The sequence below is a fragment of the Tenacibaculum sp. IB213877 genome, from assembly GCF_034043975.1.
Classification (GTDB): domain Bacteria; phylum Bacteroidota; class Bacteroidia; order Flavobacteriales; family Flavobacteriaceae; genus Polaribacter.
The window spans coordinates 1-17738 of record NZ_JAXCHH010000010.1 but is presented as its reverse complement, the minus strand read 5'-3'; the positions used below and the strand labels follow the sequence as shown (position 1 = coordinate 17738).

General features: G+C 30.8%; 19 protein-coding genes. 5 read left to right on the top strand and 14 right to left on the bottom strand.

The window, feature by feature from the left end; genetic code table 11:
- Positions 1-18: 18 nt before the first annotated feature.
- The 6 genes from SLH33_RS11150 to SLH33_RS11125 all read right to left on the bottom strand — a co-directional run bounded on the left by SLH33_RS11150 (position 19) and on the right by SLH33_RS11125 (position 5999).
- Complete coding sequence (locus SLH33_RS11150) at positions 19-834, bottom strand: energy transducer TonB (protein WP_320419188.1); 816 nt, start codon at positions 832-834, stop codon at positions 19-21.
- A gap of 38 nt (positions 835-872) precedes the next feature.
- Positions 873-1265 (bottom strand): biopolymer transporter ExbD, encoded by a 393-nt coding sequence (locus SLH33_RS11145; RefSeq protein WP_320419187.1) that lies wholly within the window; start codon positions 1263-1265, stop codon positions 873-875.
- Positions 1265-1951 carry a MotA/TolQ/ExbB proton channel family protein gene (locus tag SLH33_RS11140; protein WP_320419186.1) on the bottom strand — a complete coding sequence of 229 codons (687 nt, stop codon included), beginning with the start codon at positions 1949-1951 and terminating at the stop codon, positions 1265-1267. The genes SLH33_RS11145 and SLH33_RS11140 overlap by 1 nt, the downstream gene beginning before the upstream one ends.
- 110 nt (positions 1952-2061) lie before the next feature.
- Positions 2062-3528, bottom strand: a complete 1467-nt coding sequence (nhaB, locus tag SLH33_RS11135; RefSeq protein ID WP_320419185.1) for a sodium/proton antiporter NhaB — start codon at positions 3526-3528, stop codon at positions 2062-2064.
- A gap of 22 nt (positions 3529-3550) precedes the next feature.
- Positions 3551-4777: a Glu/Leu/Phe/Val dehydrogenase dimerization domain-containing protein gene (locus SLH33_RS11130; protein WP_320419184.1), complete on the bottom strand. Its 1227-nt coding sequence runs from the start codon at positions 4775-4777 to the stop codon at positions 3551-3553.
- 160 nt (positions 4778-4937) lie between these two features.
- Positions 4938-5999 (bottom strand): anhydro-N-acetylmuramic acid kinase, encoded by a 1062-nt coding sequence (locus SLH33_RS11125; protein WP_320419183.1) that lies wholly within the window; start codon positions 5997-5999, stop codon positions 4938-4940.
- A gap of 88 nt (positions 6000-6087) precedes the next feature.
- Between SLH33_RS11125 and SLH33_RS11120 the strand changes: the two genes are divergently transcribed.
- The 4 genes from SLH33_RS11120 (at position 6088) to SLH33_RS11105 (ending at position 10807) form a co-directional block, all read left to right on the top strand.
- Positions 6088-7230 carry an acyl-CoA dehydrogenase gene (locus tag SLH33_RS11120; RefSeq protein ID WP_320419182.1) on the top strand — a complete coding sequence of 381 codons (1143 nt, stop codon included), beginning with the start codon at positions 6088-6090 and terminating at the stop codon, positions 7228-7230.
- A gap of 107 nt (positions 7231-7337) precedes the next feature.
- Entirely contained in the window at positions 7338-8291 is a 954-nt protein-coding gene (locus SLH33_RS11115) for a glycosyltransferase family 2 protein (RefSeq protein WP_320419181.1), read from the top strand.
- Positions 8284-9144 (top strand): lysylphosphatidylglycerol synthase transmembrane domain-containing protein, encoded by an 861-nt coding sequence (locus SLH33_RS11110; RefSeq protein ID WP_320419180.1) that lies wholly within the window; start codon positions 8284-8286, stop codon positions 9142-9144. Before SLH33_RS11115 ends, SLH33_RS11110 begins: the two co-directional genes overlap by 8 nt.
- A gap of 10 nt (positions 9145-9154) precedes the next feature.
- On the top strand, positions 9155-10807 hold the full coding sequence (locus SLH33_RS11105) for an ArnT family glycosyltransferase (RefSeq protein ID WP_320419179.1): 1653 nt from the start codon (positions 9155-9157) through the stop codon (positions 10805-10807).
- A gap of 345 nt (positions 10808-11152) precedes the next feature.
- On the opposite strand, the gene SLH33_RS11100 is transcribed toward SLH33_RS11105, so the two are convergent.
- The 8 genes from SLH33_RS11100 to SLH33_RS11065 all read right to left on the bottom strand — a co-directional run bounded on the left by SLH33_RS11100 (position 11153) and on the right by SLH33_RS11065 (position 14824).
- On the bottom strand, positions 11153-11515 hold the full coding sequence (locus SLH33_RS11100) for a hypothetical protein (protein WP_320419177.1): 363 nt from the start codon (positions 11513-11515) through the stop codon (positions 11153-11155).
- Positions 11509-11775 (bottom strand): hypothetical protein, encoded by a 267-nt coding sequence (locus SLH33_RS11095; protein WP_320419176.1) that lies wholly within the window; start codon positions 11773-11775, stop codon positions 11509-11511. Before SLH33_RS11095 ends, SLH33_RS11100 begins: the two co-directional genes overlap by 7 nt.
- A 178-nt stretch (positions 11776-11953) precedes the next feature.
- The gene (locus tag SLH33_RS11090) at positions 11954-12178 is read right to left on the bottom strand and encodes a hypothetical protein (RefSeq protein WP_320419175.1); all 225 of its coding nucleotides are present in this window, start codon (positions 12176-12178) and stop codon (positions 11954-11956) included.
- Positions 12169-12423: a hypothetical protein gene (locus SLH33_RS11085; protein WP_413818267.1), complete on the bottom strand. Its 255-nt coding sequence runs from the start codon at positions 12421-12423 to the stop codon at positions 12169-12171. Before SLH33_RS11085 ends, SLH33_RS11090 begins: the two co-directional genes overlap by 10 nt.
- Positions 12424-12603: 180 nt before the next feature.
- Positions 12604-12774, bottom strand: a complete 171-nt coding sequence (locus tag SLH33_RS11080; RefSeq protein ID WP_320419173.1) for a hypothetical protein — start codon at positions 12772-12774, stop codon at positions 12604-12606.
- Complete coding sequence (locus tag SLH33_RS11075; protein ID WP_320419172.1) at positions 12774-13067, bottom strand: hypothetical protein; 294 nt, start codon at positions 13065-13067, stop codon at positions 12774-12776. The genes SLH33_RS11080 and SLH33_RS11075 overlap by 1 nt, the downstream gene beginning before the upstream one ends.
- A 22-nt stretch (positions 13068-13089) precedes the next feature.
- Positions 13090-13872, bottom strand: a complete 783-nt coding sequence (locus SLH33_RS11070) for a tRNA pseudouridine(38-40) synthase TruA (protein ID WP_320419171.1) — start codon at positions 13870-13872, stop codon at positions 13090-13092.
- 16 nt (positions 13873-13888) lie between these two features.
- A complete protein-coding gene (locus SLH33_RS11065; RefSeq protein WP_320419170.1) occupies positions 13889-14824 on the bottom strand; it encodes a LysR substrate-binding domain-containing protein in 936 nt (311 codons plus the stop codon).
- Between the two features lie 109 nt (positions 14825-14933).
- Here SLH33_RS11065 and katG point away from each other — a divergent pair, with 109 nt between their 5' ends.
- Complete coding sequence (gene katG, locus SLH33_RS11060) at positions 14934-17210, top strand: catalase/peroxidase HPI (RefSeq protein WP_320419169.1); 2277 nt, start codon at positions 14934-14936, stop codon at positions 17208-17210.
- The last annotated feature ends 528 nt before the right edge of the window (positions 17211-17738 follow it).

Here is a 17738-nt window from a genome sequence, read left to right as displayed (position 1 = left end):
TTTACAATATTTTATTAATTATTTTGACAAAGAGAACTTATAAATAATCGTTCCTCTTTGTTTTGATGGTGCTTTAGCATCGGCATTCCATTTGGTCTTTAAAGCTGCTTCTTTCGCTGCTTTGAATAAACAAGGGGCTGAGTTTGTAGTTCCTTTTGCTCCTGGTTTTGCTGCAATCACCTTACCTGACTGATCTACCTCAATGCTTACCACTACAGTACCTTCCTCTTCACATCCTGGTTTTTCAATGGGTTTTGTAAGTGCTTTCCTTCCTGCTAAGTTATAATTTCCACCAGATCCACTACCAGAATTACCATAATAATTAGGTGAATCCGGATCACCATTTTCATTTCCTTTAACTCCAGACTGATTATCATTACCCTCTCCTTTGGTTGCTCCTTCGGATGAATTACCTTTTAATAAATTATTAAGTGCATCTGTTGCTTCTTTTGAAGGTTTAGGTGATTCTTCTTTTACAACTTCTGGTTCCTTAACAGGATCTTTAACGGGATCTTTTTTTACAACCTCTTCATTTTTAACCACTGGAACATCTTTTGTGGTCTCTTCTGTAACTACCTCTTCTTTTATTGTTTCAGCCGGAGTCTCTTCTTGTTTTGGAGAACTATTTTCTTCAACCGGAGTTGCTGCTTGTGTATTTTGTACAGGCTCTCCACTTCCTACCTCCGAATTACCAAAGTTGACTGCAATACCGTATTCAATAGGCGGATCTAAATATCTCATTCCGAAGTTAAAAATTCCGAAAAGCAATAACAACAGAAGAATAGCAGTTATAACTGCTGACTTACGTTTATGTTCTGTATTTAAAATCTGCATTGATTATTAGATTTTTGTGTTCTCAGGAATGGCAATTATTATTGACCTTTAACAGCCAAAATCATTTTTAATTTATTCTTATTGGCAATATCAATTACCTTCATTACATCTTTGTAAGGCACATTTTGATCACCACGGATTACTACCGTTTTTTGTTTATCAGACCCTACTTTTACCAACAATTTTTGTTCCAAGTTTTGTTCTATCACCTTGTCTTTATCTATATAAAATGAAGAATTGTCTTTTATCGTAACAGCCACAGATGTTTGGTTTTCAGTTTTTCCTCCTGCTTTTGGTAAAATGACATCAATGGCACTTACCGTAACTAAGGTAGAGGTTAACATGAAAAAAATCAGCAACAGAAATACAATATCTGTCATTGAAGACATGTTAAAATTCGGATTTACCTTATTTCTTCCTCTAAAATTCATTATACTGGCTCGTTTAATAAATCTAAAAACTCAACAGATTTAGCTTCCATTTGATACACCACTTTATCGGTACGAACCACTAAATGGTTATATGCTATATAAGCTATAATACCTACAATTAATCCCGCTACAGTAGTTGTCATTGCAGTATATAAACCGTCAGACAACATTTTAATATCAATTTGTCCACCTGAATTAGCTATTTCATGAATAGCTACAATCATACCAATTACCGTACCTAAAAAACCAATCATGGGTGCTGCTCCAGCAATGGTTGCTATCACCGATACATTTTTTTCCAACTGATATATTTCTAATTTTCCAGCATTTTCAATTGCTGTATTTATATCGTCCAAGGGTTTTCCTATTCTTGAAATCCCTTTACCTATTAATCTGGCAGTAGGTGTAGAAGTATTATCACACAATGCCTTTGCAGATTCCAATTTACCTGACAAGACATGATCTCGAATTTGATTCATGAAATTCTTATCTACTTGAGAGGCTGCTTTGATAGCAAAAAAACGTTCAAAATAAATATAAAGTGCTACCGCTAACAATACAAATAGGATTGCAATAATGATTTGCCCTCCAATACCTCCGTCCATTATCAATCTATAAATAGATAATGTTTTTTCTTGAGTTACTTCTTCTACTAGCTCTGGATTTTCTTGAAATGATAATAGCATTTAAAACGAATTAAAAGTTTTTATTTAAACGACTGATTTTATTTTAAATTGTTTCAAAAAAAATCCTGAGTATTATTCAGGATTTTTTTTGAAATATTCTTTTCTTCTTGTTATAGCATTAACTTTACCATTATGTAACCTACCCCTCCTAAAACAATAGTATATGGTAATGCCATTTTTACCATTTTACCATAAGATAAGTTTATTAATGGTGCTAATGAAGATGTTAATAAGAACAAAAATGCTGCTTGCCCATTAGGTGTTGCTACACTAGGTAAATTTGTTCCGGTATTAATTGCTGTTGCTAAATGTTCAAAATGTGTTCTATCAATAACCCCTTGTTTAAAAGCAGCTTCTACTTCACCAATATATACAGTGGCTACAAACACGTTATCGCTAATTGCTGATAATGCTCCGTTTGCTAAGTAAAACAAACCTGCTTGTGATTCTCTTGGTTGATCTAATACCCAATGAATTACTGGAGCAAATAAATGCTGATCGTGAATCATGGCTACTATTACAAAGAAAACTACTAATAACCCTGTGAACGGTAAAGCTTCTTCAAAAGCTGGTCCAATTTGATGCTCATCAGTAATTCCCATAAATGCTGTTTGTAATATAATCAAAGCCAAACCAATAAAACCAACAGGGGCAATATGTAACGCTAAACCTATTATTAACAATATTCCTGCAATAGCTTGAATAATTAGTCCCATTTTCTCCTTATGAGAACGTTTTGCATCTTCCTCTTCTGTATAATTTTTAATGATTCTAGCCGCTATATTGGGTAATTTTGCTCCAAAATCAAAGATTTTTGTAGATTCTAATACAACCGTTGTTAACAAACCTGCAAATAGTACTGGGATTGTTATTGGTGCCATTTGTTTAAAGAACTCGATGAAATCCCATCCTAAACGTTCTCCAATTAATAAATTTTGTGGCTCACCAACCAACGTACATACACCTCCTAAAGCAGTACCAACAACACCGTGCATTACTAAACTTCGTAAAAAGCTTCTAAATTGCTCTAAAGTTTCGCCACTTAATTCTTTTCTATCTAAAATTCCATCTTTATCATAATCTTCAGCACTTGAGTGAATTTTATGATACACTCCGTAAAAACCTACAGCTACACTAATTAATACTGCTGTTACAGTTAAAGCGTCTAAAAAAGCTGATAAAACTGCCGCAATAATTACAAAAAATAAAGATAAAACTGTTTTGTTTTTTACTTTAATGAATACTTTACTAAATATGTACATTAGTAATGGCTTCATAAAATAAATAGCTGCTACCATAAACATTAAAAGCAATATTACTTCTAAATTATGATCAACTTCTTCATAGGCTTTATGAGGAGATGTTAAACCAAGGGCTAATACTTCAATAGCAAGGAGTCCTCCCGATTGTAACGGATAACATTTCAATGCCATAGCCAAGGTAAAAATAAACTCTCCTATAATTAACCAAGCTGCCACTGTTGGGCTAGCATAATAAACGGGAATGTTAATAATTAAAAAGGCTATCATTGAAATTTTAAACCATTTTGGGCTATTCCCTAAAAAATATTTAAACATAATATTGTATTAATTTGTGTTGTTATATCAATTCTTTAAGCGCAATTTCAAAAGCAGTTTCACTGATTCTAGTTTTTGATGCGCTTTTTGCAAATGTTCTTTGCAATGCTTTTTTTATGGTATTAGATGTATCTTCAAAAATGGCTTCATCAGTCATCTCTACTCTTCTTTCCATAAAATAGGCAAATACACGTGCCATTCCACAGTTAGAAATAAAATCTGGAATTAAACTTACTTGTTTGTCTGTTTCTTCCATAATTGGGCCAAAGAAGATTTCTTTATCCGCAAACGGCACATTCGCACCACATGAAATTACTTCTAGTCCTGAACTAATCATTTGACTAATTTGTTCTTGCGTAATTAATCGTGAAGCTGCACATGGTGCAAAAATTTCACATGGTAAATTCCATATTTTTTCATTGATTTCTTCAAACGAAATCATGTTTTTAGCCACCAATGTATTTCCTTCTTTATTTAAAAAGAAATCTCTAATTTCTTCAAACGTAAATCCATCTTCATTAATCACACCCCCAACACGATCTATAATTCCAACTACTTTAGCTCCCATTTGTGCTAAATAGTATGCAGCTGCTGACCCTACGTTACCAAAACCTTGAACAACGGCACGTTTACCTTCAACTGTACCGCCATAAATTTCGTAGTAATGACGTACAGCTTCTGCTACACCATAACCGGTGATCATATCTGCAATCGTATATTTTCTGTTGATTGATGGCGAAAATTGTTCGCTCTCAATTACCTTAATAACTCCGTGACGTAATTGACCAATTCTATTAATTTTATCGGCTTCGGTAGGCTTAAAGTGCCCATTAAACACTCCTTCTTGCGGATGCCAAACTCCACTATCTTCCGTAATTGGAATTACCTCATGGATTTCATCCACGTTTAAATCACCTCCAGTTCCGTAGTAACTTTTTAATAACGGAGAAACCGCGTTGTACCAGCGTTCTAAAACACCTCGTTTACGTGGATCTTGCGGATCAAAATTAATTCCTGATTTTGCACCACCAATAGCAGGCCCTGATACGGTAAACTTTACTTCCATCGTTTTTGCTAGCGATAAAACTTCGTTTACATCTAAATCTTTACGCATACGGGTACCGCCTCCTGCAGCTCCACCTCGTAAAGAGTTTATAACAGTCCACCCTTCGGCTTCAGTTTCAGGATCTTTCCAATTAAAAATTATTTCTGGTTGTTTATTTTCGTACTTTTTAAGTAGTTCTTTCATGATATTTTTAAAACTATGTTAACTTTAATTCTTTCTTTTTCACACTTATTTATCTATATCATGTAAGTTAAAGTTGTGTCATTATTTGTAGTTTTAAGTAATTAAAATCTTCATTTAAGATAAGTGTTACAAACTTAAGGTAAAAAACGTTTTCTCTTGCTTAAACTGGGTTAAAAATTTTACCTGATGAGTGATTTTTTTTAGCGCCGGTAACACTTTGTAAGCAGTTTACCTTATTTTCATTTCTTAATACCCCTAAAAAAGCAAATATTAAAGCTTCTTTAAAATTGATCAATTCGTTACTTGGCAACTTTATTTTCAGATTTGATTTTTCTTCAATCTTTTGAACCAAAAAAGTATTGAAAGCACCCCCTCCTGTAATTAAAACCAATGAATTGTTCTCGATAACACTTGCTATTTGAATGGCGCAATGCTCTACAAATGTTCTTAAAATTGAAGGAACATCATTCTCTAAACTATCAATTAAAGGAAAAACTTCTTTTTGCACCCATTCTAAACCTAACGATTTTGGAGGTTCTTTTTGATAAAACTCTAGCGAATTCAACTTATCTAATAACTCCTGATTTATTTTTCCTTCGGAAGCTATTTTTCCGTCTTCATCATATTCAAAGCCTAATTGTTGGGCGTAATGATTCATGACTATATTCACCGGACAAATATCAAAAGCTATTCTTTTACTATTTTGTTTAAACGAAACGTTTGCAAATCCGCCTAAATTGATACAATAGTCATAATCAGCAAATAATAATTCATCACCAATAGGCACTAAAGGCGCTCCTTGTCCACCCAACTTAACATCTTGAGTTCTGAAATCACAAATTACTTTATGATTAGTGATATTTGCTATTTCTTGTCCGCTACCGATTTGTAAGGTAATTCCGTTTTCTGGTTGATGAAAAACTGTATGACCATGAGAAGCTATAAAATCAATCGTATAAATATCATTTTCTTCAATAAAACTATTAATAGTTTCTCCTAAAAAAATTCCATATTGAATATCTAATTGAGTTAGTTTTTCATCAGAAAAAGTAATGGCTTGTTTGAGTAGATTTTTCCATTCGGAAGAATACGGATAAGTTGTTGAGTATAAGATTTCAAAATCCTTATAATTCTTTTTATTAAACGTAACATAAACTAAATCAATACCATCTAAAGAAGTTCCTGACATTAATCCGATTACGTAAACATATTCATTTTGCATTTAGTAAAATTAGTAAAACTCTATTGAAAATATGCTATTAAAGAAGTATCTTTGAGCGCATTTTTTAAGAATTTAACAACTTTATATAATGGATTTTAATCTTACAGAAGAACATTTAATGATTCGTGATGCTGCACGTGATTTTGCGCAAACTGAATTATTACCAGGAGTAATTGAAAGAGATGAGAAGCAACAATTCCCACAAGAATTAGTACGTAAAATGGGAGAATTAGGATTTATGGGTGTGATGGTAGATCCTAAATACGGTGGAAGTGGTATGGATGCTGTTTCTTACGTATTAATTATGGAAGAATTATCTAAAATAGATGCTTCTGCTTCTGTTATGGTTTCTGTAAATAACTCATTAGTTTGTTACGGTTTAGAGGCTTATGGTACTGAAGAGCAAAAACAAAAATACTTAACAAAATTAGCTACTGGTGAACAAATCGGTGCATTTTGTTTAAGTGAACCTGAAGCGGGTTCTGATGCTACTTCACAAGCTACCACTGCTGAAGATAAAGGAGATTACTATTTATTAAACGGTACTAAAAACTGGATTACCAATGGTGGACGTGCTGATACGTATTTAGTAATTGCACAAACCGATAGAGCTAAAGGACACAGAGGAATCAACGCATTTATTGTTGAAAAAGGAATGGAAGGTTTTCACGTAGGTCCTAAAGAAGATAAATTAGGTATTCGTGGTTCTGATACACATACTTTGCAATTTAATGATGTAAAAGTTCCTAAAGAAAACCGTATTGGTGAAGACGGATTCGGATTCAAATTTGCAATGAAAACCTTATCTGGTGGTCGTATTGGTATTGCTGCACAAGCTTTAGGTATTGCTTCTGGAGCTTACGAATTAGCGTTAAAATATTCAAAAGAGCGTAAGGCTTTTGGAACTGAAATTTGTAATCACCAAGCTATCGCATTTAAGTTAGCTGATATGTATACAGAAATTACCGCGGCTCGTCACTTAGTTATGCAAGCTGCTTGTGATAAAGATGCTGGTAAAAACTACGATCGTTCAGGAGCTATGGCTAAATTATATGCTAGTAAAGTTGCCATGGAGCAAACGGTTGAGGCTGTTCAAATTCACGGTGGAAATGGATTTGTAAAAGAATACCATGTTGAGCGTTTAATGCGTGATGCAAAAATTACTCAGATTTATGAAGGAACTTCTGAAATTCAGAAAATTGTAATTTCTAGAAGTTTGATTAGAGATTAAAAATAATTTCAAGCAGAAAAAAAATCCAGAGTTATCCTCTGGATTTTTCTTTTTAAACCTCATACCATAACAATAATTAGTATTTTTGCTGCAATATTTATTTTCTTATGCAATTTGATAAAAGCTCGTACGGATTAATTTCAATTGTAATTCCTGTATACAACGAAGAAGACAATGTAATTCCTTTAACTCAAAAAATTGATGAGAGTTTAAAAGGTTTCAATTATGAAATAATTTATATTGATGACTTCTCTACCGATAAAACCATTCTTAATGTTAAAAAAATGAACAACCCTAGAGTTGTTCTGATTGAATTACGTAAAAATTACGGACAAAGTTTAGCTCTTGCTGCTGGTTTTGATTATGCCAAAGGTGATTATATTGTTACGCTGGATGGTGACATGCAAAATGATCCTTCAGATATTGAACACATGCTAGAAAAAGCTAAAAGTGAAGAATGGGATGTGGTTACAGGAATTAGAGCTAAAAGAAAAGATTCTTTTATAAGAACTTTCCCTTCTAAAATTGCCAATTTTTTAATTAGAAAAGCTACACGACTTGACTTAAAAGATCAGGGTTGTGCATTAAAGGTATTTACAAAAGATATTGCCAAAGACCTAAATTTATATGGTGAAATGCACCGTTTTATAAATTTATTAGCTCATTTAAACGGAGCAAGAATAGCGCAAGTGCCTGTTAAACATCATCCTCGTCAGTTCGGACAATCAAAATACGGCTTAGGAAGAACAGTTAAAGTTATTAATGATATTGTTTTAATAATTTTTCAACGTAAATATTTACAAAGACCTATACACCTATTTGGTAATTTTGGGTTGTTCTTTCTTGTATTAGGCTTTTTAATAAATTTATACTTATTGGTTCTTAAACTTTTAGGTCAAGATATTTGGGGAAGACCTTTACTAATTTTTGGAGTAATGTCAATTGTCATTAGTTTACAGTTTTTTACTGTGGGGATAATTGCTGATTTATTAATGAGAACCTATTACGAATCTCAGAAAAAACGTCCTTATACAATTAGAAAAATTCATGTAAGTGAATAAAAAACAACTTAAAACTTTTGCTAAAATTGGTATAAGTGTTTTACTCTTATACTTGGTTTATACTAAAATTGATGTACATCAGATTGTAGATTTATTTAAAAAATCAAATCCGTTTATTATTGCATTGGCAATTGTGTTTTTTGTTTTTTCTCAATTAATTTCTTCAGTAAGATTAAATTATATTTTTCATCAAAATCACTTTTACTTAGATCATTTAAGTAATCTCAAATTGTATTTTGTAGGTATGTTTTATAATTTTTTTATTCCTGGAGGAATTGGCGGAGATGCATACAAAGTTTTTATTCTTAACAAACAATTTAATTGGAAAGTTAAAGATTTAACGAAATCTGTTTTTTATGATAGACTCTCAGGTTTACTTGCTATATTTTGCTTGTTACTTTTTATTGGAGCTTATATAATATCACCTGGTATTAATATGTTTTTAATTGGGTTAGTAGTATCTGTTATATTCTTTTTTGTAACAAAGCTGTTATTAAAGCGTTTTTTTAAAAGTATCGAGGCAATTTATACTAAAAGCTTCATCTATTCCTTAATAATTCAACTTTTGCAAATAGCTACTATAATTTGCATTATTATAGCTTTTAAACTTGATGTAGTTAGTTTTTTAAATTATTGTTTTACCTTTTTAGTCTCATCTGTTTCATCTGTAGTATCGTTTGCAGGATTTGGAGCCAGAGAATATGTTTTTTTAAAAGCTTCTACTTTTTTATCAATCAAACAGACTATTTCAGCAAGTATTGGACTTTCATTTAACATCATTACTGCTATAATTTCATTAATTGGCCTGCTATTTTTAAATACTAAATTGAACTTAGCACAAAACCAAACATAAAAATTAGCTTATGGACTTTTTCTATCAAAATAAAAACATCAAATATTTATACGTTCTTATTGCAATTGTTTATGCTATCGGACTCTTTATTCCTTTAATGGCTAACGATTCTGCACAACATGCAACTATTGCTATGCGTATGTTTTTAAATGATAATTTTTTCGAATTATTTAAAGGTCCAAATCCTTATTTAGATAAACCTCATATGCATTTTTGGTTAGCAGCTTTATCTTACAAAATATTTGGTTTACATGAATGGGTATACAGGTTACCTGCAATACTATTTACAATAGTAGGAGCTTATTCTGTATACCAATTAACAAAAAAATTATACGATGTTAGTGTTGCTCATTATGGTTCGTTAATTTTTTTAACCAGTCAATCTATCATTTTAGCAAACCATGATGTTCGTACCGATGCTGTGCTAACGGGCGCTGTCATTTTCTCTATTTGGCAGTTGTTTGAATACGTTGAAACTAAAAAATTAAAAGCTGTTGTTTTAGGTGCCATTGCAATGGGAATAGCATTCTCTACCAAAGGTTTTTACGGAGTTGGTATAATTTGTTTTTCAATTCTTTCCCATATAATTTATACAAAGAAGTATAACACTATATTATCATACAAGGTACTAATAGGTATTGTTACATTTTTCATAACCATCCTACCTGTTGTATATGCTTATTATGTTCAGTTTGGAGTTGAAGGTGTTAATTTTATTCTTTGGAATCAAAATGTAGAGAGAATCACAGCTACAGGATTTAAACAAAACAGTCCTGATTATTTTTTCTTTTTTCATTCACTTTTGTGGGTGTTTTTACCTTGGGTATTTTTAATGTATTTCGGTTGGTTCTATCAAACGAAAAAATTTATCAAAAACAAATTCAAACAAGCTAATGGCATTGAAGTTTTAACACTTGGCGGTGTTTTTATTACCTTATTTATTATTAGTTTTTCTAAGTTTAAGTTACCACATTACTTAAATCCTTTAATTGCTCTATTATCGGTTTTTACAGCTGGCGTTTTATACAATTTACATAAAGAAAACAAACAAAAAACATTAAAGGTTTTCATGGGTATTGTTTATTTTATTGTAATTATTCTAACCTTACTAGCTTTTTCAATTTTATTTTTAACCTTCAGTAATCCATCAATCTTAATTGTAATTGTTAGTGTTATTTTATTGGTGATTACTCTTTTAACTCTATTTTCTAAAAATCAATCCAATAAAAAGAAAATCATTATTAGTTCTGTATTGGTAATGGTTCTAGTTAACTTTATACTTAACTCTTATTTTTACCCAGAATTATTACAATACCAAGGAGGAATAAAGCTTGCAAAAATTATTAAAGTAGATCACAGCATCAATGTAAATGATGTTTACATGTATGAAGATGATTATTCGTGGACATTAGATTTTTACACGCAAAGAAACACGCCTCACATTTCCAAAGAACAACTTAAGAATATTGATAAAGATACTTGGGTAGCAATTAGAATTATTGATTTAGATGATTTTAAAAAAGAAGGATTCAATATCAAAAAAATTCACAAAGTAGATCATTTCAGAGTAACTAGACTTAGTTTAAAATTCCTGAATCCTAAAACAAGATCAAAAGTAATGGGAGATGCTTACTTAATTAAAGTCGCACCTCAAGACAATTAATTTTTATAAAACTCTATTTTATGTAAGTGCAATCCTGAAGCTGGTGCTATGGTTTATATAAATCTCGATGGACTTTTCTTTTGGACGTGACCACTTCGTGGTCGGGCTATTCGCGTTACACGGTAACTTGCTGCTATCCCTCACGCAAATAACTTTAAGTTAAAATTACAACGTTAGTAAATATTTATTATACAAGAATTCGTAAAGGATTAGAAGGTACTTATAATATAGTTTGTTGATTTTTTAATTGCTTTAATTGTTTTAATTGTTTTTTATTCTTTTATATAAGAAAAACCTCGCTAGCGCAAGCGTCACGCTTGTGTCAATTAATAGACTTATTATTCGCTATTTTTTAGTGAAAATTTTAAAAAAATTCTTTATTCCTTCTAGCCTATTGGGTACATAAATGGTAGTACCATGCTCTTTATTATCTTTGATTTGATAGTATGCACTAATGGGTAATAACAATAATCCTATACCACTTACAATTGTTAAGAAATATCCCAGAAAAACAGTAAATGCTTTTCTAATAATTGGTTTACTTCTTTTAACAACATTATCATTTATTGATAAAAATTGAATTTTGCCTTTTTTATCATAAAGTACTTCTAACTTTTTAATAGATGTTAGTTGATTACTCTCAAAACTTATAGGTATTGTTTGTAAAAAAGAATCGGTATCACTTACTAGATTGTTCGATTTTAACACACTAAAAATGTTTTGTATTTACCTTCAGGGAGGTAAATTTGAAACTCTATTGGTGTTGAATTGGCTATTATTTTTACATTTAAATATTGTTTACCTACTTTATGATACCAAAAATCTATTCTCTCTACATTGGTAAACTCTGTTGGGGTAGTATTTATACTTTTTCCATCTTTAAAAATATTTGGCCCCGCTTTAAACGTTAAAAACGTAGCAATTGCGATGTATATTAATGTATATATGATAAAATTACCTCTAGACATTTACTAAATCTTTATTTTCTTTTTTAAAAATATGTAAGGTTTCTTTACTATCCATTACAAATAAATACGGTTCAAAATATTTTATTGGATAAGCTCCTGAAAATGAAACGCCTTTTTCTTCATGAAACCAATCATATTGTAATGTTTCAATATTAAAAGCACCAATGATACCTCTACGCTAATCGGTAGTTATGATATGATTGTTCACCTGTACAAAATTATCTCGTTGCGAATCAAAAATTGTAGGATCATTTAATAGCTTTTCCATAGGCTCAAAAAGAGTGCGCTTATATTTACCAGTAGCGATATTTACCTCAAAATAACCAATACTTGTAACTCCTTTTAATTTACCATCTCTTTCATCTAATACATAATTTGTATTGTTACATTCATTTATTTCCATTCTAGCTTACCTGTACTTGTGTTTATACCTATTAGTTTGTCATATCCTAAACTTAATACCAATGTGTCCTGATAAACTATTGAAAACAAGTTAAGTTGTAATTCTTTATACTTTTCAGGTAGTGTAGTTTGCCATAGTATTTCTCCATTATCTATATTAAATGATATAACTTTTTTGTTTTCAATCCGAAATAACGAGTTACTAAACAATTGTATTTTTCCTAGTTGATTAGCCCACCATAATATTTTATTGTCTTCTAAAGAATAAATACCTCTTTCTCTATTTCCAAATTCTCCTTTATAAACATTTATTTTATTCTTAATATCTTTATTTTCACTAAACTCAAACTTATTAGTATAGGGTTTAATTTCATTGTTTTCTAAAATGTATATCTGATTAGAAAAACCTATTAAATAAATTTTATCTTAAAATAAAAAACCGTCTACAATTTTAACTTCAAATGCTATTTCACCAATAAAGTTCAAAGAAGTGTCATAAATTTCTGTTACTTTATTTTCTTTAGTAATAAACAGTTTATCAGCTATTTTAAAATACTTACGACAATTCTTTTTTTCTTCTAATTCCTTAAAAATCATTATTCAATCCAGTTTATATAATCTACTAATTCATTATTTTTTGCCAAATCTATTAAATCATCTAATTCTTTTATTCTTTGATTATTCAAGCTTTTGAAAAACTCTTTATTCAATTCCCATAACTCTTCTGCTTTATCAGCATCTTTAAATACGTCTTGAAATTTTAGCTTCATTTGGCTTGCATTATCATTAAAATAATATTTAAACTCTCGTTTACTTTTTACATAGGCTTTAAATTGCTCATAAGTACCACTCGCTAACGCAAGCGTCACTCTAACTTTCTTTTTAATCAAAAAGCTATAATAATATAAAGATTTATTTAAAACTTACTTTATGCAAATGTAATCCTGAAGCTGGTGCAATTGTTTTTAAAAAATCCATATCTGTATTTGGATTTAAACTGTCTTTTATAAATTGTAAATCGTAGTTTCCCTTTCCTAATTCTGCAAGAGCTCCCATTATTAACCGGATTTGATTTCGTAAAAAACCTTCCCCTCTTATAATTAACACATAACTCTTTTCAGGAAAAAAAGAAGCAGTTAATTCAGTATTCTCTTCAATTCTGCACTCATCAATAGATCTTACAACTTTGGTTTCTTCCGTAGGTTTAGTACAATAACGTTTAAAATTATGCTGTCCTTTAAACAATAAAGCAGCTTCTTGCATTACTTCAATATTTAATTCGTCTAAATAACCTGTTAATAAAGATGCACAATATGGATGATTCTTTTCTCCGTGCGAAAAATAATATCGGTATTCTTTTGTTTTTGGATGCTGAATGATATTAAACGTTTCATCTAAAATCCTTTCAGCAGAAAGCACTCTAATATCAGAAGGAGAGTTAATATTGAATTCTTTTACAAAGAAACCTTCATCGAGCTGTTCATCAATAAATAACTGAAAATAATAATCGGTTGAAGAAACTTTAGCGTCGGTTCTCCCTACTCCTACTGTTTTAAAACGAATGCCTTTGCAAACAAACTTCATGGTTTTATCTACAAAAAAATGTACTGTTTTTAAATTAGGTTGTTTTTGCCAACCGTGTAAACGAAAACCTAAATATTGAAAGTTTACTAAATACGAAAAGTTATAATTCATGCAGCAAAAGTAGTTTTTATAACGGATTTAAAACTTTATAATTTTCTGTTTTCGGTAAATGATTTGTTACAGAAGTTTGAATAACTCTTACCAATTCATTTAATAATTTCTTTTTTACAAAAAATTTATGAGTAATTAATCCAACCTGTCTTACTGGTACTGGATTTTGAAATTCTATAATTCGTTGCTTTTCTTTTTCTGATAAGTTGATTGATGCTAAAAAAGGTAAAATGGTTATTCCTTTTCTTACCTCAGTAACTCTTAATAAACTATCCATTGAGCCAGACTCGAATTCAAAATTCACATCTTTTTTTGAATGTTTGTTAGACAAATCACATATTCTTTGCACCTGAGTTCGTAAACAGTGTCCCTTTTGTAACAAACACAACTTAGAATAATCTAACTTATTTACTTCAACTTTTTCTAAAGCTTTTTCTTCTGAACAATCATACAATAAAAATGGCTCAGGATATAAATCAAATTCAATTAATTCTTTATCATTTATTGGTAAGGCTAAAATTCCAATATCAATACTTCTACTTTTTAGTGATTTTTGAATTTCAGCAGTTGTCATTTCTCTAATTATAATCTTTACCTTTGGAAAGGTACTAGAAAAGCTAGTTAAAAATAGCGGTAAAAGATAAGGTGCTATAGTGGGTATAATTCCTATTTTAAACTCTCCTACCATTTCTCCTTTTAATTCTTGTACTAAATTATTAAATGAGTCTATTTCGTTTAAAATAATTCTCAACCTATTAATTAATTCTTCACCTTCCGGAGTTATAGACACAGGTTTTGTTTTTCTATTAAATATTTTAATGCCAATTTCATCCTCAAATTTTCCTATCATAGTACTTAATGTAGATTGTGTCACAAAACATTTTTCTGCAGCAGCTTCAAAATTTTTCAAATCTACAACTGCTATAACATATTGGAATTGTTGAATATTCATTTCAAAATTTTACTATTATCTATTTTGTCAATATTAACATCAAATATATCGTTTTTATGAATGATATTGATAGCATTTCTTTGCAATAATTAACAAATTAATATACAATATGAAATTGCAACTATTAAGTGGATTATTGCTTCTTACATTAGTTTCTTGCAACAACTCAGGTAGCGGAGAAAAAATGGATAAAGAAGGAGGATGTCCTTTTGGTTTTGATAAAAAACCATCAACTGGTCAAGTACTAAAAAATGAAGGTAATACCAACAAACAATGGTGGCCTAATCAACTAAACTTAGATGTTTTAAGACAACACTCATCACTTTCAAATCCTTTAAATACAGATTTTAGTTATGAAAAAGAGTTTGAAAGCTTAGATTATTTTACATTAAAAAAAGACATTGCCAAAACTTTAACAGATTCTAAAGATTGGTGGCCTGCAGATTATGGCACCTACGGTGGTTTGTTTATTCGTATGGCATGGCACAGTGCAGGAACCTACAGAACTGGTGATGGTAGAGGAGGAACTAGAGAAGGTCAACAAAGATTTGCTCCTCAAAATAGTTGGCCAGATAATGCTAACTTAGATAAAGCAAGAAGATTATTGTGGCCTGTAAAACAAAAATATGGTCAAAAAATATCTTGGGCAGATTTAATGATCTTAGCAGGAAATGTAGCCTTAGAAGAAGCAGGTTTTGAAACAATTGGATTTGCTGGTGGTAGAGAAGATGTATGGGAGCCTGCAACTAATGTTTATTGGGGTGCAGAACAAGAATGGTTAGGAAACAAAGAGCGTTATAATGAAGAAGGCGAATTAGAAAAGCCTTTGGCTGCTGTACAAATGGGGTTAATTTATGTAAACCCTGAAGGTCCTAACGGAAATCCAGATCCTATTGCATCTGCAAAAGACATTAGAATAAGTTTTGGGAGAATGGGTATGAATGATGAGGAAACAGTTGCTTTAATTGCTGGTGGACATACTTTAGGTAAAACACATGGTAAAGCTAGTGGAGAAGAGCATTTAGGTGCATCTCCTGAAGGTGCAAGTATTGAAGAACAAGGTTTAGGTTGGAAAAGCAACTATAAAAGTGGTAAAGGTGAAGACGCTATTACTTCTGGCTTAGAAGTAATCTGGACAGTTACTCCTGAAAAATGGAGTCAAGGTTTCTTTAAAAATTTATTTGAAAATGAATGGGAATTAACCAAAAGCCCAGGTGGTGCACATCAATGGAAAGCTAAAAACTCAATTGTAAAGTTTCCAGATTCTTTTGATAAAACCAAGTTTCATACTCCAACAATGTTAACTACAGATTTAGCATTAATTAAAGATCCTGCTTATGAAAAAATATCAAGAAGATTTTATGAAAATCCAGAAGAATTTAACAAAGCTTTTGCTAAAGCATGGTTTAAGTTAACTCACCGTGATATGGGACCAAAATCTACTTATTTAGGTCCTGAAATTCCAAAAGAAGAATTTATTTGGCAAGATCCTATTCCAAAAAATCAAGGTACAGTAATTAGTAAAGCTGATATTCAAAAGTTAAAAAAACAAATCTTAGCTTCTAATTTATCAACTGGTAGCTTAGTTTCTACTGCTTGGGCTTCAGCATCTACTTATAGAAACTCTGACAGAAGAGGTGGTGCAAACGGAGCAAGAATTAGATTAGAACCACAAGTTAATTGGGAATCTAATAACCCAGCACAATTAAAAAAGGTTTTATCTGTTTATGAAGAAATTCAAAAAGAATTCAATACTAGTTCATCAAGAAAAGTATCTATTGCAGACTTAATTGTTCTAGGTGGTAATACAGCAGTAGAAGAAGCCGCTTCAAAAGCTGGTTTCACAGTAACAATTCCTTTTACTCCAGGTAGAACAGATGCCACTCAAGAACAAACAGATACCAACGGAATGAATTATTTAGAACCAATGGCAGATGGTTTTAGAAATTATCAAAAAACAGATTATACTTTAACTGCTGAACAATTATTGGTAGATAAAGCACAATTATTAACGCTTTCAGCTCCTGAAATGACAGTTTTAGTTGGGGGAATGAGAGCTTTAAATGCTAATTTTGATGGTTCTAACACTGGTGTATTAACATCTAACCCAGGCGTTTTAACTAATGACTTCTTTGTAAACTTATTAGATATGAAATATAAGTGGGAATCTATTGATGATAAAAAATCTCAATTCAAAATTAAAGACAGAACATCTAATAAAGTTGTTTGGACTGCAACTAGAGCTGATCTAATATTTGGTTCAAACTCTGAATTAAGAGCTTTAGCTGAAGTTTATGCAAGTGATGATGCTAAAGAAAAATTTGTTTTAGATTTTATTGCCACATGGAATAAGGTAATGAACCTTGACAGATTTGACATAAACTAATTAGATTAATCAAAAAATATAAATGGTCTAGTAATTTCTAGACCATTTCTTTTATAATAATTATTGATTAATTCTCCTTAGATTAAAAAATATAATAACAATGTTATTGAATTGAACTAATACTTAATCAAAGTAATAATAAAATATTATTACCGTTCATTACCCAATTCGAGGTTCGGTAAGAAGTCTAAGATTATAAAGCGCTAAACGCCATTAAAAAGAAAAGTAGAACAATACAAACATTATAAATAAGATCATTCTATTACCCCAGAACAAACTGGTAAATCTAAAAGAAATAGGTAAAGTATGTAAATCCAGAGTTAACCGCTTCGTTTTTTTTATTTAAGCATGTCAGCATTTAAATGCTGTGGGCTATCCATTGCTATCCCTCATGCGTAATACTCCTGATAATATATAAAATTATACAAAAACAAAAAACCTCATACATAATGTATGAGGTTTTCGTTATAAAGAAAGGCGACGACCTACTCTCCCACCAGTGGCAGTACCATCGGCGCTATTGGGCTT